The following is a 26,445-nucleotide window of genomic DNA, read 5'->3' on the forward strand; positions in this document are numbered from 1 at the left end:
TACTTTAGGAAGAAGCTGTTATGTTGCTCGGCTGCTGTGTTGTGGTATTTGTTTCCCCCGCGATTGAGCGCAGATGCTGATATATGGCATTTGATATTGTTTGATTCAGGAGCTGCGCGGAAAATGTTCCGCTCGAGGTGACTGGGGGAAAGTCCATATAAAGGAATGTTCCGTTGCTTATCAGCATAAGGTATGGAGTTCCAAAGTACTGGCCCAGCGCATTTTCAATAGCACTGTATGTTGCCTTTGCAGAGGGATCCGAGCAGCTTGAAGAGAAGAATGTGCACACTATCTCAACAGGTGTTATGTTGTAGGGAGATTTTGGAAGGTAGCTCTTGAAGTACTCGCTCCAGACAGTATCGAATTGCTGGCAGGCAGGACAGTTCAAGTTTCTAAAGTAGATGAGGTAGGTTCCTTCTCCTTCTGGAAGCCAAAGAGTCCCGTTGCTGTTTATCTTCTTCCATTGCCCCCCACTGTATTCATAGATGCCCTCCACGTTGACCAGAGGGTTTGTTCCAATTCCTGTTATCACTGGAATTATGACTGAGAGGATCATGACTGCAATGAGCAGAAAGCCTGCAGCAATAACTCCTATTTGCTTGTAGTTAGGCATTCCCCATCTTCTCTCAAATTGTTCTAAAAGCTCTCATTCTGGGATTTTAAATGTTCGTGGTTGATTCCCGAGGAAAACCCTTTTTATGGATGCTTTTTTACTTTTACTTGTTTGTGTTATGACAGTTGGGCTTTTCTGCTAGCATTTTTTAAAGCTGTGAGAGGAGAAGGAATTGAAGGAGAAAGGAAGGGTGGAGATCTGGGGAAAAATAGCATATCTGAGAACTGAAAGGGGAAAGGAGGCACTCATTCCAATAAACGATCTGTGCTCAATGGCTGAGAGGCTCGAAGTAGAGCTGGAGAATTATAAGTGCTAAAACGATGGAATGTCCACTATCTTCTCAGCTTCATCCTTGGCAAGTTCGAGCTTTTTCTGATGCTCTTCCAGCCATTTGAGAAGCTTCTCTACAGCCATCTTCTTGTCTTCTCCACATAATAGCTGTCCTCTTCTGCATCTGGAGTATATGTCAAGGAGATCTTCGTCCTTTGGTAATAAATGATAGAGATACATTTCATATACGCTGCACTTCTCCGGCTCTCCTCCTAGCTTCCTCTGTTCCTCCACTGTCGCTCTTCCTCCTGTAAGTGCCTTCATCAGCTTAGATGCTGCTACATCAGGAGGATCCGAGAGAAATATTGCCGAGTCAGGCCTGCTGCTGCTCATCTTTCCTCCATCGAGCCCTGTCATGAACCTGTGATATGTGCTGGCTGGCCTCCTGAGCTTGAGCTCACTTGAAAATCTATCTGCTATATCCCTCGTGAATCTGAGGTGGGGGTCCTGATCTGCTCCGACAGGAACGAAAACGTGTTGATACCCTCCATATTCCTCAAGCATGGGATGGAGAATGTCTGCAGCCTGAAGAAGGACTGCTGTTATTTTTGATGGGGTAACCTCGCCATATATAGCATTGAACTCTGCTGCTGTCACCTTCTGGCTGAACATGTTGGCTAGTCTGTAGTAAGGAGCATCCATGTTGCTCTGAAAATATATTCTCAAGTTTCTTTTCTGCAGCCCCAGAGCAAGGGCATTTGCTACATATTCATCGATGGCAATTCTTATGAGCTCCTTTCTGTCCATTTTCCTTACTGCATATGCTTCCATGTCAGCGATTGCCAGAATTATGTCCACTCCTCTCTCCTGCCAATATATTATTTGATCCAAGAGCATCTTGTGGCCGAAATGCAGCTTACCGCTTGGCATGAATCCTGTGAGAAGCGCCACTTTTTCCCTTTTCTCCATAGCATCCAGTATCTGGTCAAAGTCCCTGTGACCAAATATAACTCCTCTTCTCATTAGAATGCTTGGAGACTTTATTCTTGGAAGTAGCTCCCTAAAAGGGCGAATACCAAATAGGTTGAACAGCTTCTCATAGTCTGCGATCTGCGAATATCCCCAGGGATCTAGCTTTATTTCCTCCTTCCTTTCCTCCAAGACCGAACACCTTGAAGTGTTATGTTGTTTTGCTGAAAGCGTTTATATTGTTTCCAGATGTTCCACAGGAAGTAGAGGGGTTAGCAGGAGGTGAGAGAGGAGGGATCGAATGTCTTGTTAACTCCCCAGTTAACACCCCTCCATTTCATGTGGAGCTCCTGGAGCTTTTGTTGCCCATAACCCTCACACCCCTCTATTTCATATGGAAAGCACTTTTCATTGATGGTGAAGAAGAAGCTCTCTCTATGAGTTTGTATAAACTTCAAATTTTAATTTTGGAATAGAGAAAAGGCTAATGATCCAATAGAAGTAGAGGGGGGCTAGGGCATTCTGAACATTTTTGGTAATCTAACTCCTCTCTGACCTTGATAATCTCCTATATAGGGCTTTTCAACTGGAGTAAGAAGTCTAGCAAATATTAGATGAGCAAATCTGTCTCCGGAATGTAGTTTTATTGGAAAAGATCCCCCAACTACTTCAATAGTTATGTTTCCCTCAAAACCAGCATCCACAATTGTTGGTGGGGCCAGTATTCCCAGCCTCGCATATGTGCTTCTGAGATTGACAAACGCCATTATGTCATCTGGAAGCTTTATGAATTCCATTGTATTTAAGAGAACCCTCTCGTTGGGCATTATTATGAAGCTGTCCCCCCTGATTATTTCATAGTAGCTTCCTGGATCTAGATCTCTATCCCTTGTATCAACAGGAATGGAGCTAGGCTTTAGCTTTGCTATTTCGTTTGAGAGCCTTAAGTCTATTCCATTTTCTCTTACAATTTCTTCATCATATGGCTCTATGTATATTCTTCCTGTTTTTATGTAGTATCTCAGATCTCGATCTCCCAGTATCATGTTGTAATTCCCCCTACTTTTGAAAACATATCCTAAAAAATTGGATATTAACACTTGATAATGCTTTTTGAGAAGTTATGGTAGGTTTGCTTTGAGAACTCTCATTACATTTTCAAATGCTATTTTCTTCAGATCCTTGTCATCGAATCCCTTTTCAGAGAGCTTGCTGTATAGATTGGGAAGCCTATCAATGCTTTCAAATCCTTCTGGTGCAGGAAGACCTAAAAGGCCTAGAAAGTCAGTCCCTATAGCAAGAATATCAGTTCCAAAATTTTCCTTTACATGCACGAAGTGATTTATGAGATCCTCCATGCTTGGCCTCTGCTTATTAGATATAAGCGGCCCTATTGCCGAGATTCCCAATACTCCATTATTTTTATAAAGCATTTCAAGAATCTCATCATCGACGTTCCTGGATCTGTCTACAATTTTTCTCACATTTGCATGACTTATTATCATGGGCTTCTTGCTCGCTGAAAGAGCATCCATGACCGTTCTCTTGCTAGCATGGGCCAAATCCACGATTATTCCCAGTCTGTTTGCAGTTCTTATGAGCTCTTCTCCATCACTCGTTAATCCCAAATCCTTCTTTGAAGTGCAGCCAGTGCCATATTTGTTCTGATAGTTCCAGGTGATTCCTATGCTTCTCAGACCGAGCTTTTTCAATACTACCAAGTCATAGGGCTCATCGATGGGCTCAGCTCCCTCCATATGCAAAAGAAAGCACACCACATCTTCCTTCAAGCATCTTTCCGCATCCTCATAAGTTTCCACAAATTTTATTCCATATGCTTCAGCCATCTTGTAGTAAATAGATATGTGCTCCCAGAGTATGGATTGAGGAACTCTATACTTTGTGGCTGGCATCCAGCTGCCGTAGAGCTCCTTTAGAGCTCTTGATTCCTCTGGGCTGAAGCTCTCAATTCCGGTGAAAATGGCTGAAAACACTATTTTTACTCCAGCCTTCCTGTACTTTGGAATGTCTGCATCTCTTCCTGGAATGTCCTCAGAGAAGTCTCCAAGTGGTGCTCCCCCTCCATGATAGAGGAAGTATGCCGAGACATCCTCATGTAGATCTATGGATGGATAAAAGAAAGGAGATTCCAAAGACATTTTCAGTACAACTCCTATTTTTAATAATTTTAAATATTGCTAGTTAGATATAAAACTTCCTTTTAAAGTTCAGCGTGAAGAATCAGGAATAATTTTCAAACTTCTAAGATTATAATAAATTTTAAATATTACAAAAAGGGATTTCTCGTTTGAGGTGTTTTTTTAGATGTCATTGAAAAGAGTTCTCACATGGTATCATGTGCTAGCCCTAGGAGTAGCTGGAATTGTAGGAACGAGCTGGGTCTACCTAAACACTACCTTCTATGATCTCTATGGACCAGGATCTGTTATATTGGGCTACTTAATAGCCACTGTTATGGCCTCTCTAATAGCTCTAGCATATTCAGAGATGTCAACTACAATTCCAAGAGAGGGGGGAGAGGTAGCATTTGTATTTCCAGCAATAGGTGCAGCAGGATCGTTCTTCATTGCTTGGATGTTTCTGCTGGGGATGCTCGCTGCTGCCCTATCCTTCTACTTTGTTGGACTTCCCTACCTTCTCAGCTGGATATTCCCTCAGCTCAACACATTTCCGCTCTATGAAGTTGCTGGCTTTCCTGTATATCTTCCATGGATAATAGTGGGTTTGGCAGGAGCGCTTACGATATTCGCGATGAACTACTTCAGCGTTAAGCTCACCGGCCATGTCCAAACAATACTGTTCATATTGTTGGTGCTCACAGGAGTTATAATGATAATAGTCGCAGCTCTTCGAGGCTCTCTGCAGAATTTCGAGCCGCCTTTCAAGCCTGGATCAAATCCAGGAGTGAACGCCTTCAGGTTTGCACTAATAGGAATAGGCTATCTCTCTGGCTTCGAAACACTGCCAATGATAGCTGAGGAGACGAAAGTAGAAGTGAAGAAGTTTGGATACCTAGTAGCTCTGAGCGCAGTTCTAGCTGGATTGTGGTACATGACCATGATGTTTGTAGGAGCAACTCTGATGCCTTGGCAAGGATCCTCAACAGCAGCCCCTCATGGCCTCATAGATGAGCTGAACATGATACATCCAGGTTTGGGCTATGTGGCTTGGCTCGCCTCCTTCTTGGGCTTAGTAACATCATGGATACCTGCTATGCTAACCATATCGAGAATGATCTATGCCCTGGCAAGAGGAGGCCTATTTCCAAAGCAATTCGAGAAGCTCAGTCCCAAATATAATGTCCCAACAAATGCCCTGATCTTTGTTCTGCTGGTCTCAGTGGTACTTGGGCTTCTGGGAAGGAAGGGGCTTGTTTGGTTCCTCGATGTTGGAGGGGTCTCTCTCGGTGTGTGCTGGTTAACAGCAACGCTTTCCATGCTCATAACAAGAAGAAGATATCCCCAGCTAAAGAGGCCCTTCGCAGTTCCATATCCATTCATTATCGGAGGAATAGCGCTGATAATTGGACTCACTGTAGTTATCACTCCCCTCATTCCTGGCACAGATGTGAGCTTGGTGTGGCCCTACGAATATGTTCTGCTAATAGTTTGGGTGCTTTTAGGAATTCTACTGTACTTTGGCTACGTTAGAGGGAGGATCAGGGAAATCGGTTTGGAGAACGTGGCTAGAGGGCTCCTCGGCGAATATTACGATCAGATTTTCGGAGCGAAGAAGGAGGAGCCCAAAAAACAATGATTTTTTAATTTATTCTGCTGGGCATTTCAAACCGCTTCAATAGCAGCTGTTAGCGGGAAAAGAGCAAGATAAAATCCTTTTTTAACTGGGGAGTTAACAACAGATTTAAATTCAACCTTCTCTCAAAACATCTTGAGCTCTAGCTTCTTCAGGAGCTGAGAAACATGAAGAATGAGCAAGTGGCAGCCTATATCCTCATAGCATCAGGCATCTTCCTCATATTCTTCGCTGCTTATTTGGCCTACAGCGATTACAAAACATATGCTCCTTCAGTAATAGGATCCAACGTGAACGACGTTCTCTCCTCCGTTATTTCCTCCCTGCTGGTTCTGGCCATGAAGCTTGGCTATCTCGGGATTCTTGTGTGGGGAGGATCCCTCGTGACGAAATACGGCATACAGCTCTTGCTTGGAGTTAGGAGGGAAATTCCAAGGCAATAAAGGGCTGCATAAAAATGTATGGTCCAGCCAAGTATGCTATTGTAATAGTCACGGCAGCCCTGCTAGCCTATATGCTCATCCCTCTTGCCATTCTATTCCTTGAAGTCAGGGAAAATCCAAATGCCATCGGTCTCGAGCTTAAACCCCTGGAGGTCCTGGAAAATCAAAGCGTTGTTGTGGAGGTAATATACAAACATGAAATATCGGTAACTTTCAACAATCTCACTATAGTGATTGCTGGGAGCACAATTAGCTTTGGAGACGTGAGAGAGGGGATCTATGAAAGGAATATAACCATTCCCCTCTCCGCATTAGAGGGAAAAAGCAGCACAAAGATAAGTTTTGTTCTAGCAGGAATATATCCAGTCACAATGGAAGTGCAGGGAAAATGAGCACAGCCATGAGAATTTTCAGAGGAATATTGCTTGGGACTTTAACAGGGCTTCTCTACTATGCTGTGTTCTTTCTCCTCATACCAATGCTTCTGCGCTACTACAACATTCCAACAGAGGAAGCACCCAGCTTCAGCTCCTCATACCTTCTTCTGGCCCTTGCTCTCATAATAACAATGGAGATAGCAGCCTCTGCACTCCGATTTCCCCTCTCTCTTCCCCTTTACCTAGCCTCTGCTGCTCTAGCTCTTTACATAATGGGTAGCATAGTTAGCTGGGGGAAGGCATCAGTACAAACAGCGATTTCTGGAGAGAGCATAAGAATAACCGTGGATGCTTCCCCCCTCATAGCAGCGATAGCTGGTGCATCCATTCTTATCGCTCTTCTCTCTGCTCTGGAAATGCTTGGAAAGGAGAGCTAGGAGGGAGGCGAATAAACGCAGCCTCCCATTAGATCTCCATAATAGGCTGAAACAAGACTTGTGCCACTGTAAATGAGCACTGTAGCATTTGCTATGATGGGAGAGAAGCTGGAAGCATCGCTGTAGATAAATGCCTTGAACATTCCAAGGGAGGGATCATATGTAGCATTGTAAACATTGCCACTGCTATCAACTACAATTACTTTATATCCCTGCTGTATTCCTGTGAAGTAAACATATAGAGGATCCCTGCTCCTTGTAACATAGATGAAATCAAACGAAGTATTGGTGCTACTATAGCTCCCAATTCCTATATATGAGACATTTAGGGGAGAAGAATCGCTGTAAGATGCATATGATTGCTGCGATGCTAAAACGAGAGATCCTATAGCAGCAGAGGAGCCGTTCTTGGCGAGGTAGCTTTCCAGAAGAACTGGAAGGGAAGCAGAAATGGTTTGCCCCTGGCTCAATCCAAGCCACCTGGAAGTATATACCCATATGCCTGCCTGCATGAAATTGCTGTTCCGAAAATAAACACCAGAGTCGTAGAAGCTGTTCAGGAAAGAGGTGGATCCCGAGAATAGAACGTCAGCCGTGCTTCCCTGCATATCTGAGGCGAGAATCCTGGTTACAACATACACTGAAGAGGGAAAGGAAGAGGTATAGCCATATGCTGTGAGATTCAAATAAGCCACATTTTCCCCTGAAGGAAGTGTGCTCGTTCCAGAAACAACGAGAGCTCCCGATTTCCAACTCCATGTGCCGGAAACTGGAACTATTTTTTTCAAAGAAATGGGATCAGACAAAAAATCGTCATAGGCAATGACGTTGTTCTCAACGAGAGATAGAGAGGGGATCCCATAAGAGGGTGGCTGAGCCACCAAGTATGGGCTCAGCGGCACAGAAGCCTGGGTACCGCTCAATGTATGCAGAAGGGCAATGACGCTTCCAGGCACAGAGGAAACTCCATTGACAGCTATTATCCTGCTCTCCCCCGGCCTTATCACTTCACCAATATAGCTGCTCATGAAGGCGCTTCCATCCCCAAATATAACAAGCACTCTCGATATTATTGCGGGCTCTCCATAGCGATTCGTTAAGTTCACACTCAATGTCTTGCTCCCCGGATCATATACATATGTTCCAGAAACAGATCTCATCAGATCCAAGCTTCTCTGCAAAATACCTTCTCTCTCTATAGTGCCCTTTATGTACAGCACACCGGCCTGGGTCAGGGAGTAGAGGGAGACAAATATTATGAGAGAGGCAACTATCAGAAAGAGAATAGATATGAGTCCAGAGATCCCCCTCTCCCCCAAAAGCCATCTCCCAGAAAACTTTTATTCTCCTTCCTCTATTAAAATCCTTGGACTTCGCGAAGAATGATGAGTGTGGCGGTCTCCGAGCCCAAAAGGCAATGAGAGGACATTCAGGAGCCCTTGCTGAGCTTCGCTTGAAATTTCCAAACAACTAGAACAAAATTAGACTCAAGAACGGAAGAAAAGGAGATCTGAAGTACCAACCAAACTTCTATTTTTCTCCCCAAACATTATAAAAATATTCTCAAAAATTTGAGCTGATACGCTTATTTTGCTCTCAACAATCAATTTTCAGAAAAAGGTCTTCTCACATGCCTGGCTTTCTCAAGAAGCTGGAAGAAGCAGATCTCGCACTTTCCTTCGAAGACGTCCTTCTGCTCCCGTCCTACAGTGATGTAAGCTTCAGTGAAATTGAAACATCGACACTGATACCTCCAAGCCTGAAGCTATCTATCCCAATACTCAGCTCTCCAATGGACACAGTTACAGGGAGAGAAGTTGCTCTCATCCTTGGCTCCATGGGAGGGCTGGGAGTGCTCCCCAGAAACATCCTCCCAGATGCTGCTATTTCAATAATTAAGGAAGCAAGAGAGAGGGGAATTCCAATTGCAGCAGCAGTTGGTCCGAGGGATACTGAGCTGGCAAGAAAGCTAATCGACGAGGAAGTAAGCTGCATAGTTATAGACTCAGCCCATGGACACAGCAAGAGCGTCATAGAGATGACAGCAGAACTCTCCAGATCGGATGTTCCAATAATTTCTGGAAACATAGTAACTGCTGATGCAGCATTAGCTCTGGTCGAGGCTGGAGCTTCAGGACTGAGAGTAGGAATAGGCCCAGGACATGCTTGCACTACTAGGGAAATAGCAGGAATTGGCTGCCCCCAGCTCACTGCAATAGCTAGAGTTGCTGATGCTGTCTCAGATTCAGATATGGAGGTAGCTGTAATAGCCGATGGAGGTTTTGAAAAGCCGGCAGATCTCGTTAAAGCAATCGCTGTGGGAGCAGATGCCATCATGCTTGGCTATCTCATAGCATCTAGCCTTGAGGCCCCTGGTGAGAGGGTTGAGTTGAATGGAAAGTGCTACAAGCGCTATAGAGGGATGGGGAGCCAAGGGGCACTGCAATCCGGCTCCTCTAGATACGGCGAATTCAAAAGAGTTCCTGAGGGGGTGGAAGGATTAATAGAATGCAGAGGGAGCCTCTCAAGCATAATCGATTTTCTCCTCGGCGGTCTGAAGCAGGGCATGGGATACGTGGGGGCCAGGAACCTGAGTGAACTTAAGGAGAAAGCCAAGCTGGTGAGAATAACCCCCTCATCCTTCAGAGAGGGAGGACCGAGAGGAATGCTGAGGGATGGGGAATGGGATGCTTTGAAATAGAGGAGCTATTTCAAGGAAGAAAAGTAATTACAGAAGCCACATTCTGCCTTCCTGGAAAGGCCTCTGGAAGCTTCAGATCAGCAATCTCTCCCGGACTCAGCGATGCTCACGCGCATCCCCAGGTAATTGATGTAGGGGAAAAGGGAATATGGAGAGATAGCTATGAGTGGATCAGCAGAAGAAAGCTAAGAATAAGAGAGGGGGATCTGAGGAAGGATCCAATATTATCATCTAAGTTAGCTTCCATTGCACTTAAGCTCTCCGCTCTTGATGGTGTAACCCTCATAGCACTAACAGGAAGCATATATGGGAACATCTTGGCCATAAGGAAAGAAAGCCTTCGCCCCAGGACAATCCTATTCCCCACCGTCATGGATAGAGAAGGCTGGATAAGTTTGGAGGAAGCGAGAACGATATTCGGATCCCATGCTAATTTAGATGGAGGAACAATCAAGCTGGGAATATTTCTCCACTCTCTGGGATTCACAAGGAGAGAAGCAGTCAAAGAAGCGATCTTGCTGAGCAGAAAAAACAACCTTCCAGTAGCACTCCACCTGAGCGAGGGAAAGAAAGAGGCATTTAAGCTCAAAGAGATGCTCGGAGAAAACGCTGGTGGCCTAATAGCAGTTCACTGCCTAGAGGAGCCCGAGGAATGCAGGGAGCTTGGACTAAAAATAGTATCCTGTCCACTCAGCAACATCTACCTATACGGGAGAACCTTAACATCTCCCGATCTATTCGATGCTCTGGGAAGCGACTGGCCCCTGATCACAGGAACTATGAGGGACGTCCTCTCAATCTCCACCTCACTTTTTGGCTTCAGCGAGCAGCTTCTTGGGAAGGCAACTTTAGGAGGTTATGAGCTCTTCAGCATTCCTGCCTCAAACGACATCTCACTGTACGATGAATCACTAATTGATGTCGCCTCCGGCAGAGCGAGACCAAAAATGGTTCTTGTTAATGGAAGGGAGACAGTTGTAGAGGGAAAATTGGATGGAATTGATCGAGAAGAGGTTGAGAAAGAAGCAAGGGAGGTCATAGAGGAGGCCTTTAGCCTCTACGGAAGTGATTCCTCATGAGAAAGATAATCATCATTGATTTTGGAGGTCAGTATGCACATCTGATAGCAAGGAGGATAAGAGAGCTCAACAGGCTCTCCGTGATGGTGGCAGGAAAGAAAGGCATAAAAATCCCAAAGAGAGAGGAAGCAGGAGCTCTGATCCTCTCCGGAGGACCCAGAAGCGTCAACAAGGAGGATATCGAACTAGCTAATGAAATTCTAGAGATCTCATTGTCCGAAAAGATACCAATAATGGGCATATGCTATGGGCACCAGCTCCTGGCAAAAGCTCTTGGAGGTAGCATTGAAAGGAAGAGGAAAGAAGAGTACGGATCAGTAAACATGAAGATCCTGAAGGAAGATCCAATATTTAACAATGTCCCCTCAAATCTTAAAGTTTGGATGTCGCACTCGGACTCCGTCTCCATCCTTCCACAAGAGACGGAGGTCCTGGCATTGACGGAAAATGAAGTTGTAGCAGCATTCAGGCACTTATTCCTTCCCATCTATGGACTTCAATTCCATCCGGAAGTGAAGCATACCGAGATGGGAAAGGAAATACTGGAGAACTTTCTCTCAAGGGTGGCTGGGATCGGGAAAGAATGGTTTCCGGTCAGCAGGGCAACAGCAATAATTGAGGAGCTGAAGGAAAGGATGAAGGAGGGCGATGTACTAGCTGCAGTGAGCGGTGGCGTAGACTCAATAACAGCAGCAGTGCTGGTTTCAAGGGCTGTAGGAAAAGAGAGGATCCATGCCCTTCTTATAGATACAGGTCTCCTGAGGGAAGGGGAGATCGAGGAAGCAAAGAAGGCTCTGAGCGAAGCAGGAATAATGAACATTTACATAGCTGACAAATCCAAGGAATTTCTCTCGAGGCTGAAAGGGATAACAGATCCCGAGGAGAAGAGAAGAGCAGTCTCCGAGACCTTTGCCAGAGCTTTCGAGGAATTTGCCTCCAATCTCGCTTCAAGAGGGATAAAACTGAAATACCTAGTTCAGGGAACAATATATCCTGACAGAATAGAGAGCGGTGCTGCGGGGGCTGGAGCGGAAAAAATAAAGAGTCATCACAACGTGGCAATGAGGACAATTGAAGGGCTAGATGTTATTGAACCCCTTTCCGAATTCTACAAGGATGAAGTTAGGGAGATAGCCAGAAGCTTGGGGATTCCCAATTATATATTGAAAAAACATCCATTTCCAGGACCAGGACTAGCCATAAGAATAATTGGAGAAATATCAGAGGAAAATCTGAAGAAGGTCAGGAAAGCCACAAAGATAGTTGAGGAGGAGCTGAGAAAATTCAATCTCTACGAACATGTTTGGCAGGCTTTCGCTGTTCTTCTTCCAATTAAAACTGTGGGGATAAAGGGAGACAGCAGAAGCTATGAAGAAGCAGTAGCAATAAGAATTGTTGAGAGCGAGGATGGAATGACAGCATCTGTGCCAGAGATTCCGTGGGGGCTGATTGAGAGGATAGCATCTAGAATAGTTAACGAAGTTCCTGGAGTAAATAGAGTTCTCTTCGATGCAACCACGAAGCCGCCCGCGACCATAGAGTTCGAGTAGAATTTCAAAATTATTTATAATTCTTAAGAATCGATATCTTGAGAAAAAATTGAAAAAACACTTTTTAATCCTCGAGAAAAAATTAACTCAACTCTCATTCCCACTTGAGTGTGATAAAATGAAGGAGGGCCCAGCAGAAGGTGCATGCAAGCACTCAACCTCACCTTCTGCTGCAGCCTTCCTCAGCATTTTCTCCTCCATTCTCTATATTTTGATCATCATTTATTGGGCCCTCCTCTAGGAGGGCCCACACACCATACTTTATAAATAAAAACCCAATATTCCCCCACTCTATTACCTTTTTTCTCTTTTCAAAAAACTCTCAAAGGAGGACGAAACAATGCACTCAAATAAAAATAATGAGAATCACAGGGAAAAGACCTCATCCAATAAGAGATCCCTTAGCACACCCTCAGTTCTGGCTCTAATAGTTGTTGTAGCAATCGTGGCGGCAGCAGCAATTTTCCTCTCAAGAGGATCCTCACTACAAACACAGACTACAACCACCGCAGCACCAACAACCACAACAACTCTCTCTACCACAACTTCACTTCCTCCAACAACAACCACAACACAGCAGACAACAACCCAGCTGGGCTCGGGAAAAACGCTGAAAGTCGGCATAGGTGTGGATGCTGATACACTCGACCCAGCCGGACAGACCACAACAACAATAAGCAACATAATCAGGCTCATAGCCGAGCCGCTCTTCTTAACTTCTCCCAACGGCACCCTAATTCCCGTTCTCGCAGAATCCTACAATATATCGGATAATGGAACGGTCTACACAATATCTCTCAAGAAGGGGATAAAATTCCAGGACGGAGAGCCATTCAACGCTGAGGCAGTTAAGTTCACACTGGAGAGAATTCTCGATCCAAGCGTAAAAGTCCCCTCAAGAGGAAACTATCTCCTCATAGATAGAGTCGAGGTCGTTGACAACTACACTGTGAGAATATATCTGAAGAAACCATTCGCCCCATTCCTCGGAGTTCTTGCCTCTGCTTATATAGTTGCTCCAAATGCCACAAAGCAGCTTGGCGACAAGATAGCAACGTCGCCTGTTGGCATAGGCACGGGACCATATATCTTCAAAGAATGGGTCAAGGGAGATCACATAACCCTAGTTGCTAATCCGAACTACTGGAACGGAACTCCATACTTCAGTCAAATAATATTCAAGATAGTTCCAGATGCTAGCACAAGGGAGGCAATGCTCCTCTCAGGCGATCTTGACTTAATAATTCAGCCTCCAGCAAGCGATGTGGCCAGCCTGAGCTCCAGAAGCGATATCAAGGTAGCTAGCGTGATATCCACTAGGGAAATGTACATTGGGATAAATACAAAATATGGCCCCCTCTCCGATCCAAGAGTGAGGCAAGCCCTCAATTATGCCATAGACAAGACATCCCTCATAAAATACGTTCTCTTCGGTCTAGGCTCCCCAGTGGACTCGGTGCTTCCCCAGACATCTGTTGGATACATAAAAGTAGGGCCCTATCCCTATGATCCTCAGAAAGCTAAGCAGCTTCTCGCTGAAGCAGGCTATCCCAATGGCTTCTCAGTCACACTGATAACTCCGAACGGGAGATATCTATTCGACACGCAGGTAGCAGAAACAGTAGCGCAATATCTGAGAGACATAGGCCTTCAGGTATCAGTCAGAACCTATGACTGGCCCACATACGTCTCAACAGTACTGGCTCCACTGAATAGAACAGAGCTTCAACTGTTCCTCCTAGGCTGGTCTCCGAGCGTGCTGGACCCGTACTTCTACACATATCAGCTGTTCCACTCCTCTCAGTTCACTCCAAACGGCTTCAACAACTTCTTCTACAACAACACCACTGTGGATCAGCTATTGGAGCAGGGAGCAACAGTTACAGATCCTGACCTTAGGTCGCAGATATACCAGAACCTCACGAAAATACTATGGAATGATGCTCCAATGATATTCCTCTACTATCAAGCATTCGTTGTGGCATACAGGAGCACGCTAAGTAATGTCATAGTCTTCCCATACGAAATGGTTGACTTCGCAAGCATAAGAATGGGGTGATCCCTAAAGATGGCATTCATATCTTTTTTTGCTAGAAGGCTTTTCGGCATCATGATAGTAGTTTTCTCAGTTAGCATATTCATGTTCATCCTCCTCAGGTCGATTCCAGGAGATCCTGCTAGGCTCCTGGCTGGTTTTGATGCCCCCCCACAGGTTGTTGAGCAGATAAGAGAGAAGTACGGCCTCAATGACCCCCTACCAATTCAGCTCATTAAATACCTGGGGAACTTGCTCACATTCAACCTGGGAATTTCAATAAGGACGGACAATCCTGTTCTCAGTGAAATATTAGCAAGGCTTCCATACACTATATATCTCTCCATCGTCAGCCTAGCAATAGCCATAGCTGTTGGAATACCTCTTGGAGCCTATGCAGCCCTAAGGAAGGACTCAACCCTTGACTACTTAGTCACAGCATTTGCCTCTCTGGGCACAGCTATGCCAACATTCTGGCTGGGGCTCATGTTGATCTTCCTCTTCGCAGTTCAGCTCAAGCTCCTACCGGCAGGAGGGGCAGACTCCCCATACAGCATTCTGCTTCCCGCACTTACTCTTTCAATATCCGTGATGTCCCCAATAGTAAAAACAACGAGGTTCACCTTTCTCGAGGTTATGAGAGAGGACTTTGTCAAGCTCGCAAGGGCAAAGGGGCTCAGCAAGAACAAGGTGATATTCAAACACATCATGAGAAATGCCATGATACCAGTCCTAACAGTCATCGGGCTGCAGTTGGGCAACCTAATGAGGGGGGCAGTGATAACCGAGACGGTCTTCGCATGGCCTGGAATAGGGAGGCTTGTAGTGGACTCAATTTTTGCTAGAGACTATCCAATGGTTCAGGGGGCAATATTCATACTGGCTCTCATGTACGCGCTCATAAACCTGGCAGTTGACTCTCTCTACGCAGTAGTTGATCCAAGAATAAGGCTTGGAGGTGCTGCCTAGTGGATGTAAAGCTGGATTCCCTAAAGAGACTTGGATCGGTGGATTCCACCATAATCCTCATTACGAGGAGCAGGACGGGGATGCTTGGACTTTCAATGATTTCCTCTATTCTCTTTATTTCCCTCATAATAGGCATGATAAGCCCCTACAGCCCGATAAAGGGGAATCTGGCAGATGCGCTGAAACCGCCATCCCTCTCTCATATATTCGGAACAGACGAGCTGGGAAGAGATCTATTCACGAGAACCTTTTACGGAGTCAGAACATCGATACTCATATCTTTCCTGGGTGCCGGAATAGGTGCGGCTCTGGGAACACTGCTCGGACTAATGGCAGGGTACTTGGGGGGAATTGTGGACTACTCCCTCATGAGGCTCTCCGATGCTCTCCTCTCAATACCATCAATACTCATAGCAATAGCTCTAGTTGCCATCCTAGGTCCAGGAACAACCAACATAATCATAGCGATCGCATTTGGTTTAGTTCCTGCCTACATGAGGCTAACAAGGGGGATCGTTGTCCAAGTGAAGAACTTGGAATATGTCATAGCTGCTAAACTACTTGGTCTCAGCAGCACCAGGATAATGTTCAGGCACATACTCCCCAACATATCCTATCTCACAGTCTCTCAATTCACCCTAGATCTGGGAGGAGCCATACTAATGGCTGCTGGGCTGGGCTTTCTTGGTCTCGGAGTGCAGCCTCCCCAGCCTGAGCTTGGAACAATAATCGGAACAGCGAAGAACTACATAGGAGTAGCACCTTACTTGATACTCTTTCCGGGCCTAGTACTCCTCCTCCTGTCGCTTGGATTCAACCTCTTGGGCAACACTCTTAGAGATATAATAGACCCGTCATCGAGGGTGAGGATGAAATGAGCCTCCTGAGGATCAGAGATCTAACAGCATACTACTTTCTAGGAAGAAAGAGGGAGAAGGTACTGAGCGATATTGAGCTGAGCATTGAGAGGAGGGAAAGAATAGCAGTTGTTGGAGAGAGCGGCTCCGGAAAAACTACACTTGCATCCATCATAACTAGGATGGAAGCGGAGAATCTGGAGATAGCAAGTGGGGAAGTCTTGTTCGAAGGAAGAGATCTGCTCAAGGCAAGCGAGAGCGAGCTAAGGGAGATAAGAGGTAAGGAAATCTCAGTTGTATTTCAGAACCCATCAAGCTCCCTGGATCCCCTCTATCCTGTAGGGGAGCAGATAGCAGAGGTGTTCAGAGAGCATGGCTATGGAAAAAGCGAGGCCAAAAGCGAGGCAGTTGAGCTGCTGCGAAGCGTTGGAATACCAAACCCAGAGAGATCCTACTTTTCCTATCCCCACCAGCTCTCCGGAGGTCAGAAACAGAGGGTAGCAATAGCTATAGCCATAGCGCTGAGGCCGAAGCTGCTGGTTGCTGATGAACCTACAAGCGCTTTGGACGTATCCACACAGACACAGATAATTGACCTCCTCAACACACTTTCGCGGGAATATGGAACCTCCCTCCTCCTCATAACCCACGACATTGGAGTAGCCTATGATGCCTCCGATAGAATGGTTGTTATGTATGGGGGTAGGATCATGGAGATAGGAAGAACGGAAAAAATAGTGGAATCACCGCTTCATCCATACACGAGCTATCTTCTTTCCTCCGTCCCAATTGGCAAAAATGTAAAAAGAATTTGGAAGAGGGAGAGAAGGGCTTTTTCCCAATCCTCGAATGGATTTTCGATGGAGGGATGCCCCTTCAGTCCAAGATGTCCCCTCCCAAGCGAAAGGTGCTCTCTCTCAGCCCCTCCGCTGAAGGAAATAGACGGAAGGAGCGTCTACTGCTGGAAAGCAGAATCAGAGGTGATACTCAATGCATGGGGGCTCTAGCGCGGCTTCAGTAGCCAATCTGAAGAAAATCTACAGGCTCGGAAAAGGCTTCAGGAGGTCGGTGGAGATAAGGGCCATAGATGGAATAGACCTGAGCATAGAGAAAGGAGAAGTTCTGGGACTTCTCGGAGAGAGCGGCTCCGGAAAAACAACATTGGGGAAGATTCTCGTTGGCATAGAAAGACCATCATCCGGGAAGGCCGAGCTATTCGGAGAGAACATCGAGGAATATCTGAAGAAAAACAGGAGAAATGTCCAGATGATATTCCAGAATCCAGATACTTCGCTGAACCCAAGAATGAGAATCGGAGAAATTTTGAGGGAGGCACTTGAGGCGGGAGGAAGGAGCGGCAGTGAGCAGGAGATCAGGGAGCTGCTCGATATGGTAGGACTGGATCCAAAGATTTCCAATTACTACCCATCGCACATATCTGGAGGGCAGAAGCAGAGAGTTGCAATAGCAAGAGCCCTTGCTGTAAAGCCAAGCTTCATAGTAGGAGACGAAATTGTCTCTGGTTTGGATGCCACAGTGAAGGTTCAAATCCTCTCATTAATACGGGAGCTTCAAGAAGTCCTTGGCTTCACCCTCCTTTTCATAAGCCACGATCTTCCCATAACGAGGGCCATTAGCAACAGAGTCGCAGTCATGTATCTTGGAAAGATCGTGGAGATCCTCGATGCTGAGGAGCTAATTGAAAATCCCATGCACCCCTATACGAGGCACCTCCTCACATCTCTCCCCTCAATCTATCTGAGGGGAACAGACCTAGATGGTAAGAAGCTCCGACTGAAGGAAACTCATTCCCCTCCCCCTATCTCAGGCTGCAAGCTTCAGACAATATGCCCGCTTGCTACTGAGAGATGCAGGAGGGAGGATCCTCCTCCTGTAATGGAGGAAAAGGGCCATGTCGTTTTTTGTCATATATACACAAAGAACTGAGAGAGGCGTGTAAAAAATGAAAACAAACAAAATTGTCATAGATAATGTGAGAATATTCTCATCTGAGAGGATGAATCTAATAGAGAATGGAACAGTAGTTGTGGAAAATGGAAAGATAGTGGAAGCTGGAAGCAAGGGAAGCGTGGAGCTACCCCAAGATGCCCATCTCATAGATGGAAGAGGAAGGGTAGCCCTTCCTGGCCTAATCGATGCCCATCTCCACATAACTGGAATGAGGACAGGGGATAGCGTGAAGGAACCCCTCCTTACTCCAATGGGAGTGTTCTTTGCCAGGGGCGTGAAGGATCTGGAGAGGCTGATAAACGCAGGATTCACAACCATAGTGGATGCGGGTGGCATAGTTGCCCTTCACCTGAGAGAGGCCGTCAGCGAGGGAACAATTGTTGGACCTAGAATATTTGCTGCTGGCTTCTCCCTCTCCCCAACCTTTGGTCATGGAGACGTGCACTACATGCCTGTTGAATATGTTGATGCAAGGACCAGCAAGTTCATGAAGCCACTTAAGGGGCTAATATGTGATGGAGAAGCGGAATGCAGGAAGGCAGCCAGGTATGCGCTGAGAGAGGGAGCAGATTTCATAAAGGTAATGGCTACAGGTGGTGTGCTATCTCAGAGAGACAGACCAGAGTACAGACAATTCACACTAGAGGAGCTCAAGGTAATAGTTGATGAAGCCAGAGCGGCGAAAAGATTCGTTCACGCTCATGCTCAGGGAAAGGAGGGAATAATTAATGCACTCAATGCTGGAGTCAAGGTGATTGCCCATGCCATATACATGGATGAGGAAGCTGCGGAGCTTGCAAAGGAGAAAGATGCTGTAGTAGTTCCAACGCTTGCCATAGTACACAAAATACTTGAAGTTGGAGCAAAGGCCGGTATACCTGAGTGGGGGCTCAGGAAATCAGAAGAAGTCTTCAAGGAGCACGTGGAGAATGCTAGAAAGGCAAGAAAGCTGGGTGTGAAGCTGGCAACAGGGACCGACTTCCTTGGAGGATTCTTCCCACACGGGGAAAACGCCCTCGAGCTGAAGCTGTTTGTTGAGAAGCTCGGCATGTCCCCAGCAGAGGCAATAAGAGCTTCAACGGAAGTCGCTTCTGAAGTGGCTGGAATGAAGGAGATCCTTGGAAAAATAGAGAAGGGAAAACTGGCCGATTTAGTGCTTGTCAGAGAGAATCCTCTGCTCAGCATAGACTCCCTACTGAAAGCGGAGAACATAGAGCTAGTTATGAAGGGGGGAGAAATAGTAAAAAACTCCCTTCCTGAATAGCATCAAGATCGCTTAACTTTTTCAGCCATCAAACCTGCTATTTTTTTGAGCTCCTCCAGATCACTTGTTGTGGGCTTCACATTTATCTTCACTCCTCCAATATACTCCAGTCCCAAGCTCCTGAGAGCTTCTTCAATTTCCTTGTCCGCCCCTGTCCCCCACAGATATGTTACAACAGATGCAGCATATTTCAGCGGAGGCCTGAGGAGCTTAGCAACATTCAGATACAGTGCTGCCATTGGATGAACATGGGCCTCCAGCGTCGATGAAGCCAGCACTATGCCTCTCGAATCAACAAAATCCGCTGCTACATCCCCGGGATCAGCAAGGGAAGCATCATGCATTGCCACCTCAACTCCCCTAGCCCTCAGTTCCGATGCTATTAGCTCAGCAGCACTCAAGGCATGCCCCCACATAGATACAAACAAAACAGTAACCTTCTCTTTTGTTTTTCCCTCGCTCCAGTCTTTGTACAGCTGCATTATCTCGCCTGTCCTCCTGTATATTGGACCATGCGAAGGAGCTATCATTTTTATATTCAATCCGGAGATCTTCTGCAGAGCCTTCAAAGCATTCGTCCTGAAGGGCATCATTATCTCACCCCAGTACCTCTTTGCGTGATAAAGGACGTCATCAACCTCATCGCTCCAGAGCCCATTAGCCAAATGCGCTCCAAAGAAGTCACATGGGAACAAAATTCCGCGTTCTTCCAGAAAAGTGAACATGGTCTCGGGCCAGTGGAGCATTGGAGCCTCGATGAACTTCAATGTGTATTTTCCCAGATTTATCCTGTCTCCATCCCTCACAATAGCAATTCTCTCTTGCGGAATGTCGTAGAATAGCCTTACATACTTTGCTCCAAGTTGAGTAGTAACCAGCTTTATCTCCTTGCTCATGCTCAGCACTCTTGCAACTGCTCCAGCATGGTCAGGCTCAGCATGATTCATTACCAGATACTTTATTCTCTCTGGTTCGATGACCGATTTTATTCTGCTCTCCAGAACATCCTCGAAGCCAGGATTAACCGTATCAATTACAGCAGCTCCCTCTTCTCCGACAACTAAGTAGGAATTATAAGATGTCCCCCTTGGGAGGCGAATGAGGGAATCAAAGAGGGTTCTCGAGTAGTCCCTGGCTCCAATCCAGAAGACATTCCTATCTATTTCAACAGCTCTCAATAACAAATCAGGACACCAATATTACATGGGGAATTCCCCCATTTATTCATTGTCTTTATCAGCGACAATCGTTATTTTTGATTGAAAAAGATTAAATATATGGTTTAGTTTACAGAACTATTGAATATTCTAACCCACAAAAGTAGGTGGATTTTCTAATGGGAGGTGGAAAAAGAACCCTATCTTCTGCAGCAGTAGCAACAATAGCAATAATAATCGTGATCCTTGCAGTAATCGGAATATACTTGGCCACAAGGGGAGGAGCGCCTACAACCACTACGGTTTCTCCAACAACAACTCCTCTAACAAACACGACAGCGCCTCCAAAGCAAATATACATAGGTCTCGTTGAGCCCCTAACAGGAAGCTATGCTGTCTTTGGTCAAGAGGCGCAGCAGGCTGCCCAGCTGATAGTTGACATAATAAACAACGAGCTGGGCGGGATAAAATCCATGGGAGGAGCAAAGCTCGTACTTGTGACTGAGGATGCTGGAGGGACGCCTGAGAGTGCGAGGCTAGCAGCCCAGAAGCTCATATCAACGTACCATGTTCCCATAATGCTGGGCGCATATGTTTCCAGATTCACTTCTGCCATGGCAGCCGTGACCGAGCAGAACAAAGTCATACTAGTGACCGATGCTCTTGTGGACTCACTAACCCAGCAGGGATGGCAGTACATATTCAGAGTAGCTCCAAAGGCCAGCGCCCATGGTAAGGCAGCAGTGGACTTTGTTCTAGATATGGCAAAGAAAACAAATACAACAATTAAGACAGCGGTAGTTCTCAACGAGGACTCTATTTTCGGAACAACTGTAGCTAATGGAGCAGTCCTGGAGCTCGTGTCAAACGGAATAGAGGTGGTTTCTCACATAACATATCCATATGACATTTCCGATGTAACTCCAATCATCAACCAAATCAAGCAGCTCAATGCAGACATTCTCATATCTGTTCCATATTTCAACGATGGGGTCCTTCTTGCCAAGGCCATTCAGGCAGCAGGCCTCAAGTTCGCCTTCATAGCGGGCGCCGGAGCATGTGGATACACAGATCCCGATTCGATAAAGGCAGCAGGAAACGCTGTGCTCTACTACACTAACACATACAGCTACAACCCCGCTCGCCCCACTCAATGGAACCAGAAAGTTGTATCAATGTTCGAGCAGAGATATGGAAAGCTTCCAACAGAGGGGGCAGGAATAATCTTCTACTCTCTCCTGACAGTATATGAAGCTCTCGAGAAGGCAGGAAAGATGTTTCCCAACGACCCCCTTAATCCAGACAATTTGAGAGCTGCATTCATGAGCCTTGACCTCAATGACACAAACAGCATAGCAGCCCAGCTTTATCCATCTGGGCACATAAAGTTCTCTCCTGATGGAGATAACCTGTATCCGCAGACGGCAATTCTGCAGGTTCAGCTGGTCAGCGGCAATCTAACTCCAGTTGTTGTGTGGCCAGAGGCTCAGCCAGGATTCTCAGCAATCTTTCCAAGGCCTGGCTGGGCTCCATCCAAATGATTTTTTTAAAAAAATAAAAAAGGAGGCTCATCACAATGATCTCCCCAACTCTAGTGCTGCAGAACACGGTAGACGGAATATTCCTAGGCCTCTTCTACTCCCTCGTTGCAATTGGGTTGGCGCTCATTTTCGGGGTAATGGACATAATAAACTTCGCTCATGGAGACCTCCTCATGCTAGCCGCATATTTTGCCTGGCTGGGCTCTGTCGACCTCTCAACCGATCCATCGATAACAGCTTTACTCCTAGTTCCCACATTCTTCATCCTTGGCATTGGGCTTTACTACGGCTTGATACAGCCGGTAATTGGCAAGGAACCCCTCATACAGATAGCTGTAACAGTTGGCTTTGGGCTCATATTGCAGAACATTGCATTGGCAACATTCAAGGCAGAACCAAAGGCGGTGCCTTACTCAATATTTAACTTCAGCTATTCAATTGGGCCTCTAACGCTCTATGCATCAAAGCTCTTCATAGCTGCAGTGAGCCTCGCAACTCTCTTGGCTCTTCACCTTTTTTTGAATAGGACACATCTTGGACTTGCCATGAGATCCATAGCAGATAACAGAGAGATAGCACAGCTGATGGGAATAAACGTGAAGAAACTCTATGCCCTCACGTTTGGACTGGGAACATCTCTCATAGCCCTCTCGGCCTCTCTCTGGATGACCTTTGGCCAGGTGCAACCATACCTGGGAACGTCTTTCAGCTTGATTTCCTGGGTAATAGTTGCTCTGGGAGGTCTAGGAGGGGTCGTAGGAGTGCTGTACTCAGGAATTATAGTAGGACTAGCCGAATCTTTAGGAGGGCTTTTGCTCACTCCCTCAGCCAGGATGGCAGTTGTCTATGTTGTCTTCTTCCTCGTCCTCTGGTTCAAGCCAAGAGGCCTGTTTGGAAGGAGGTAGGAAGCATGCATCTTAGGCTCCCCCTTCCAAAAAGCATTTTATTGGAGACAGCCCTCCTAGCTCTATTCCTAGCAGCTATATCAGCTCTTCTCATTGGTAATGCCTACTACACTCTACTCGCCGCAACAGTAGTTCTATTTTCCTCCATGGTGGTAGCATGGAACGTAATAGGAGGCTATGCTGGGCAGCTGGATCTGGGAGCATATGCATACATGGGATTCGGAGGGATAATCACTGCTGAGCTATGGATAAAAACCGGCTTACCACCAATAATTGGAATCTTCGTAGGTGGTGCTGCCTCATCCCTTCTCGCCGTATTGATAGGAATACCAACGTTCAGGTTTGGAATAAAGGAGGTATGGTATGCTCTCTTGACAGCAGCTCTGGTGGTAATATTCAACAATATTGCCAGGCTTCTCATGGGTCCCTTTGACTACTATCTTCCGTCTGACAGCGGGCTGCTCTACCTGAAATTCAACAACTATGAGCTCATGTATGCAATATCCTCGGCTTTCCTGCTAGCCGCCTTCCTCATAAACTTTCTAATAGAGAGGTCAAAGGTGGGCTACTATCTCAGGGCAATAAGGGAAGATGAGCTGGCCGCCGAGATGATTGGAATAGACACAAGAAGATACAAGCTCTATGCACTCATGATATATTCGTTCCTCCTTGGAACAATGGGCTATATATACATAGTCTTGGCTGCCAGCTTTTCCTATAGAATTTTCGACAGCAGCGCTTCTCTTAGCATAGCGATTATGGGGATCATTGGGGGACTGGGAAGCGTGGAGGGAGCAATAGCGTCATCCATGATCCTCAGATCCCTAGGAGAATACTTCAGAAGTAGCTTCGGCTCAACCTTTCCAGGACTGGATCTCCTTCTCTATGGAACGGTTCTCATACTCATGGGAATATTCCAACCGGAGGGTCTGGTAAGTATGTTCAATCTAATTAAGAGGAAATTGGGTGTGATGACAAATGAGCGAGATCATCCTTGAAACTAGAAATCTAGTGAAGAGATTCGGAGGGATCACAGCTGTCAACAAGGTGAACTTCTTGGTGAAAAGAGGAGAAATAGTTGGGCTTATAGGCCCGAACGGAGCAGGAAAGACAACACTATTCAACTGCATCACCGGGACGCTCCGTCCAGATGGAGGGAGCATACTCTTTGAGGGAAGGAACATAGCAGGGCTCCTCTCCCATAAAATAGCTAAGCTGGGAATAGCAAGGACCTGGCAAATTGTCAGACCATTCAGAAAGATGACTGTTCTAGATGCGATAACAGTTGGAGCGCTGCTGAGGCATAATGACATAGAAGTAGCCAGGGAGAAAGCGAAGGAAAGCGCGCTATTCCTTGGACTGCCGGAGAGCATACTTGAGAGAAGGGGGGATGAAATAACTCTAATGCAGCACAAGCTGGTGGACATGGCGAGGGCCCTAGCAACAGAACCTAAGCTTCTACTTATAGACGAAGTTGGCTCTGGGCTCAGGCCTGGAGAGCTGAGCTCTATGATTGAAACAATTCAGAGAATTAACAGAGAGAAAAACATAACCCTTGTCGTTGTGGAGCACATAATGAGGCTTGTCATGAGCATTAGCAAGAGAATCGTTGTAATGCATGAGGGAAGAATCATAGCAGATGGAAAGCCAGAGGAGATCTCCAACGATCCCCAAGTTATTCAGGCCTATCTTGGAACAAAGCCTGTATAGAGAGTGAGAGAATGAATGAGGGATTAGCGCTATCAAATGTTTCAGCAGGATATGGAGATTTCATCATACTACATTCAGTATCCATGGAAGTTCCTACTGGAAAGATAACCGTCTTGGTCGGTCCAAATGGGGCAGGAAAGACAACAACTCTCAAGACAATAATGGGCATCTCCCGACTCAGAGAAGGAAGCATAACTTTCGATGGAAACGACATAACTAGGTTGCCAACACATAGGAGGGTTGAGCTTGGCATAACTCTGGTTCCCGAAGGAAGAGGGCTCTTCTCCTCTTTGACCGTTAAGGAGAACCTCCTAATAGGTGCTTACACAAGGAGAGCTAGAGAGAAAATCCAGGACACAATGGAGATGGTCTTTTCTATATTTCCAAAGCTCAAAGAGAGGCTGGATCAGAGGGCTGGAACCCTGTCTGGAGGAGAGGCGCAGATGCTGGCTATAGCCAGAGGGCTAATGAGCATGCCAAGAGTCCTCCTGCTCGATGAACCTAGCCAGGGGCTTGCCCCCCTCATAGTCATGGAGCTTTTCCGGACAATAGCAAGACTTAACGAGGAGTTCAAGCTAACCATATTCCTTGTAGAGCAGCACGTTAAAGAATCTCTTGAACTTGCTGAAATGGCATATGTAATGGAGCAAGGCTCCATTGTAATGAGAGGGAAGGGAAGCGAGATCTTAGAGGATCCCTCTCTTAGAAAGGCCTACCTTGTTTATTAATAGCAAAAACAACGCTCTAAACTTCTTGGAGCGATTTTTAAAAAATTAATAACAAACTGAGCTCTATGCTTTTATATTGGAAAGAAGAAAATCACAGTTCACTGTTTTTTATCTGGAACTATCTTGGTTCCGCTCTTTTCCTCAAGTATCTCCTTCAGTTTGTACAGATGCCCTATATAGGCAGCCTTTCCTGTTCTCTCCGCAAACCTCACAGCGGCCTTTACCTTTGGCCCCATGCTTCCTGAGCCAAACACACCTTGCTCAAGTAGCTTCTTTGCCTCACTCACTGTTAGCTCTCTAAGAAGCTTCTGATCGGGCTTCCCAAAGTTCAGGTAAGCCCCCTCAACATCAGTGAGAATGACGAATATGTCTCCACCGACAACCGATGCCAGGAGCTGTGCACCAAGGTCCTTATCTATGACAGCTTCCCTTCCATAAACTCTGCCCTTCTCATCCTTGACAACAGGAATGCCCCCACCTCCGCTTGCAATGACTATGAAGTCGTTTTCGTAGAGGAGCTTTATGGCATCCTTCTCGATATTATCAACTACATCTGGAGATGGAACAACCCTCCTGTAACCGCCTCTGGGATCCGCCTTCATAGCCCATCCCCTCTCTTCCCTCAATTTCTCAACCACGGCCGCGTCATAATAGTACGGTCCTATGTACTTGGTTGGGTTGTTCCAAGCAGGATCGTCCTTCTTGACCTCAACCTGATTGATGATTGTAACCACTCTATACCTATGATCCAAGTTCTCTTCTATCAGAACATTTTGTATAGCCTGCTGTAGCATGTACCCTATCCATCCCTGCGTCATTGCTCCAGCTATGTCCATGGAGAGCGGAGGGATCTTGTCCTTGAGTGCTTCCATCCATTCCAAGACATTTCCAACCTGTGGACCATTTCCATGGGTCACTACTACCTTGTAGCCGCTCTTGACCAGATCAACTATTTGCCTTGCAGCAGCATACACGTTCTTCCATTGCTCCTCAACAGTTCCCTTCTCGTTCTTCTGAAGGAAAGCGTTTCCTCCTAGGGCTATAACAACCAGCTTTTTCCTACTATCATCCAAACCATCTCACCTTTCATGCTTC

28 protein-coding genes are annotated in these 26,445 nt (G+C 46.2%); 21 read left to right on the forward strand and 7 right to left on the reverse strand.

What is annotated here, in order from left to right; translation table 11 throughout:
• Positions 1–4: 4 nt before the first annotated feature.
• Positions 5–613, reverse strand: coding sequence for a hypothetical protein (locus tag QXR92_00780; GenBank protein ID MEM0318547.1), 609 nt, complete (start codon positions 611–613; stop codon positions 5–7).
• Positions 614–785: 172 nt separating this feature from the next.
• On the opposite strand from QXR92_00780, the gene QXR92_00785 reads away from it, so the two are divergent.
• The gene (locus tag QXR92_00785; protein ID MEM0318548.1) at positions 786–929 is read left to right on the forward strand and encodes a hypothetical protein; all 144 of its coding nucleotides are present in this window, start codon (positions 786–788) and stop codon (positions 927–929) included.
• Here QXR92_00785 and QXR92_00790 read toward each other — a convergent pair.
• Complete coding sequence (locus QXR92_00790; protein MEM0318549.1) at positions 926–2,044, reverse strand: tryptophan--tRNA ligase; 1,119 nt, start codon at positions 2,042–2,044, stop codon at positions 926–928. The two genes, QXR92_00785 and QXR92_00790, sit on opposite strands and share 4 nt — an antisense overlap.
• A gap of 29 nt (positions 2,045–2,073) precedes the next feature.
• Between QXR92_00790 and QXR92_00795 the strand changes: the two genes are divergently transcribed.
• Positions 2,074–2,328, forward strand: a complete 255-nt coding sequence (locus QXR92_00795) for a hypothetical protein (GenBank protein ID MEM0318550.1) — start codon at positions 2,074–2,076, stop codon at positions 2,326–2,328.
• 36 nt (positions 2,329–2,364) lie between these two features.
• Here the strand turns inward: QXR92_00795 and dcd are convergent, their stop codons facing one another.
• Both dcd and QXR92_00805 read right to left on the reverse strand, forming a co-directional pair.
• The gene (dcd, locus tag QXR92_00800) at positions 2,365–2,898 is read right to left on the reverse strand and encodes a dCTP deaminase (GenBank protein ID MEM0318551.1); all 534 of its coding nucleotides are present in this window, start codon (positions 2,896–2,898) and stop codon (positions 2,365–2,367) included.
• 75 nt (positions 2,899–2,973) lie between these two features.
• Complete coding sequence (locus QXR92_00805; protein MEM0318552.1) at positions 2,974–4,011, reverse strand: dipeptidase; 1,038 nt, start codon at positions 4,009–4,011, stop codon at positions 2,974–2,976.
• Positions 4,012–4,177: 166 nt separating this feature from the next.
• On the opposite strand from QXR92_00805, the gene QXR92_00810 reads away from it, so the two are divergent.
• From QXR92_00810 to QXR92_00825, 4 genes are all read left to right on the forward strand, one after another.
• Positions 4,178–5,629 (forward strand): APC family permease, encoded by a 1,452-nt coding sequence (locus QXR92_00810; GenBank protein ID MEM0318553.1) that lies wholly within the window; start codon positions 4,178–4,180, stop codon positions 5,627–5,629.
• A 164-nt stretch (positions 5,630–5,793) separates the two neighbouring features.
• Entirely contained in the window at positions 5,794–6,069 is a 276-nt protein-coding gene (locus tag QXR92_00815; GenBank protein ID MEM0318554.1) for a hypothetical protein, read from the forward strand.
• Positions 6,070–6,083: 14 nt separating this feature from the next.
• Positions 6,084–6,461, forward strand: coding sequence for a hypothetical protein (locus QXR92_00820; GenBank protein ID MEM0318555.1), 378 nt, complete (start codon positions 6,084–6,086; stop codon positions 6,459–6,461).
• Positions 6,458–6,883, forward strand: a complete 426-nt coding sequence (locus QXR92_00825) for a hypothetical protein (GenBank protein MEM0318556.1) — start codon at positions 6,458–6,460, stop codon at positions 6,881–6,883. Before QXR92_00820 ends, QXR92_00825 begins: the two co-directional genes overlap by 4 nt.
• Here QXR92_00825 and QXR92_00830 read toward each other — a convergent pair.
• Complete coding sequence (locus QXR92_00830) at positions 6,880–8,202, reverse strand: hypothetical protein (GenBank protein MEM0318557.1); 1,323 nt, start codon at positions 8,200–8,202, stop codon at positions 6,880–6,882. The genes QXR92_00825 and QXR92_00830 overlap by 4 nt on opposite strands.
• A 311-nt stretch (positions 8,203–8,513) precedes the next feature.
• On the opposite strand from QXR92_00830, the gene QXR92_00835 reads away from it, so the two are divergent.
• The 10 genes from QXR92_00835 to QXR92_00880 all read left to right on the forward strand — a co-directional run bounded on the left by QXR92_00835 (position 8,514) and on the right by QXR92_00880 (position 19,309).
• On the forward strand, positions 8,514–9,584 hold the full coding sequence (locus tag QXR92_00835) for an IMP dehydrogenase (protein MEM0318558.1): 1,071 nt from the start codon (positions 8,514–8,516) through the stop codon (positions 9,582–9,584).
• Positions 9,566–10,663 (forward strand): hypothetical protein, encoded by a 1,098-nt coding sequence (locus QXR92_00840; protein MEM0318559.1) that lies wholly within the window; start codon positions 9,566–9,568, stop codon positions 10,661–10,663. The genes QXR92_00835 and QXR92_00840 overlap by 19 nt, the downstream gene beginning before the upstream one ends.
• Positions 10,660–12,213 carry a glutamine-hydrolyzing GMP synthase gene (gene guaA / locus QXR92_00845; protein MEM0318560.1) on the forward strand — a complete coding sequence of 518 codons (1,554 nt, stop codon included), beginning with the start codon at positions 10,660–10,662 and terminating at the stop codon, positions 12,211–12,213. The genes QXR92_00840 and guaA overlap by 4 nt, the downstream gene beginning before the upstream one ends.
• Positions 12,214–12,331: 118 nt before the next feature.
• Positions 12,332–12,454, forward strand: coding sequence for a hypothetical protein (locus QXR92_00850; protein ID MEM0318561.1), 123 nt, complete (start codon positions 12,332–12,334; stop codon positions 12,452–12,454).
• Between the two features lie 99 nt (positions 12,455–12,553).
• Complete coding sequence (locus tag QXR92_00855) at positions 12,554–14,272, forward strand: ABC transporter substrate-binding protein (GenBank protein ID MEM0318562.1); 1,719 nt, start codon at positions 12,554–12,556, stop codon at positions 14,270–14,272.
• A gap of 9 nt (positions 14,273–14,281) precedes the next feature.
• Positions 14,282–15,217, forward strand: coding sequence for an ABC transporter permease (locus tag QXR92_00860; protein ID MEM0318563.1), 936 nt, complete (start codon positions 14,282–14,284; stop codon positions 15,215–15,217).
• Positions 15,217–16,095: an ABC transporter permease gene (locus QXR92_00865; protein ID MEM0318564.1), complete on the forward strand. Its 879-nt coding sequence runs from the start codon at positions 15,217–15,219 to the stop codon at positions 16,093–16,095. The genes QXR92_00860 and QXR92_00865 overlap by 1 nt, the downstream gene beginning before the upstream one ends.
• Positions 16,092–17,081 carry an ABC transporter ATP-binding protein gene (locus tag QXR92_00870; protein ID MEM0318565.1) on the forward strand — a complete coding sequence of 330 codons (990 nt, stop codon included), beginning with the start codon at positions 16,092–16,094 and terminating at the stop codon, positions 17,079–17,081. Before QXR92_00865 ends, QXR92_00870 begins: the two co-directional genes overlap by 4 nt.
• Positions 17,065–18,021 carry an ABC transporter ATP-binding protein gene (locus QXR92_00875; GenBank protein MEM0318566.1) on the forward strand — a complete coding sequence of 319 codons (957 nt, stop codon included), beginning with the start codon at positions 17,065–17,067 and terminating at the stop codon, positions 18,019–18,021. Before QXR92_00870 ends, QXR92_00875 begins: the two co-directional genes overlap by 17 nt.
• Positions 18,022–18,037: 16 nt before the next feature.
• Positions 18,038–19,309 carry an amidohydrolase family protein gene (locus QXR92_00880; protein MEM0318567.1) on the forward strand — a complete coding sequence of 424 codons (1,272 nt, stop codon included), beginning with the start codon at positions 18,038–18,040 and terminating at the stop codon, positions 19,307–19,309.
• Positions 19,310–19,311: 2 nt separating this feature from the next.
• Here QXR92_00880 and QXR92_00885 read toward each other — a convergent pair whose 3' ends face one another.
• Positions 19,312–20,493: an FprA family A-type flavoprotein gene (locus QXR92_00885; GenBank protein MEM0318568.1), complete on the reverse strand. Its 1,182-nt coding sequence runs from the start codon at positions 20,491–20,493 to the stop codon at positions 19,312–19,314.
• 152 nt (positions 20,494–20,645) lie between these two features.
• Between QXR92_00885 and QXR92_00890 the strand changes: the two genes are divergently transcribed.
• From QXR92_00890 to QXR92_00910, 5 genes are read left to right on the forward strand one after another with little or no spacing between them, the layout of a single operon-like run.
• Positions 20,646–22,007: an ABC transporter substrate-binding protein gene (locus QXR92_00890; protein MEM0318569.1), complete on the forward strand. Its 1,362-nt coding sequence runs from the start codon at positions 20,646–20,648 to the stop codon at positions 22,005–22,007.
• A 35-nt stretch (positions 22,008–22,042) separates the two neighbouring features.
• Positions 22,043–22,912, forward strand: coding sequence for a branched-chain amino acid ABC transporter permease (locus QXR92_00895; GenBank protein MEM0318570.1), 870 nt, complete (start codon positions 22,043–22,045; stop codon positions 22,910–22,912).
• Positions 22,913–22,917: 5 nt separating this feature from the next.
• The gene (locus QXR92_00900; protein MEM0318571.1) at positions 22,918–23,910 is read left to right on the forward strand and encodes a branched-chain amino acid ABC transporter permease; all 993 of its coding nucleotides are present in this window, start codon (positions 22,918–22,920) and stop codon (positions 23,908–23,910) included.
• Complete coding sequence (locus QXR92_00905) at positions 23,891–24,622, forward strand: ABC transporter ATP-binding protein (protein ID MEM0318572.1); 732 nt, start codon at positions 23,891–23,893, stop codon at positions 24,620–24,622. The genes QXR92_00900 and QXR92_00905 overlap by 20 nt, the downstream gene beginning before the upstream one ends.
• Positions 24,623–24,633: 11 nt before the next feature.
• Positions 24,634–25,350, forward strand: a complete 717-nt coding sequence (locus QXR92_00910; protein ID MEM0318573.1) for an ABC transporter ATP-binding protein — start codon at positions 24,634–24,636, stop codon at positions 25,348–25,350.
• 98 nt (positions 25,351–25,448) lie between these two features.
• Here QXR92_00910 and arcC read toward each other — a convergent pair whose 3' ends face one another.
• On the reverse strand, positions 25,449–26,423 hold the full coding sequence (gene arcC, locus QXR92_00915; protein ID MEM0318574.1) for a carbamate kinase: 975 nt from the start codon (positions 26,421–26,423) through the stop codon (positions 25,449–25,451).
• Between the last annotated feature and the right edge of the window lie 22 nt (positions 26,424–26,445).

The sequence above is a fragment of the Fervidicoccaceae archaeon genome (assembly GCA_038734945.1).
In the GTDB taxonomy this organism is placed as follows: Archaea; Thermoproteota; Thermoprotei_A; order Sulfolobales; family Fervidicoccaceae; genus ARK-14.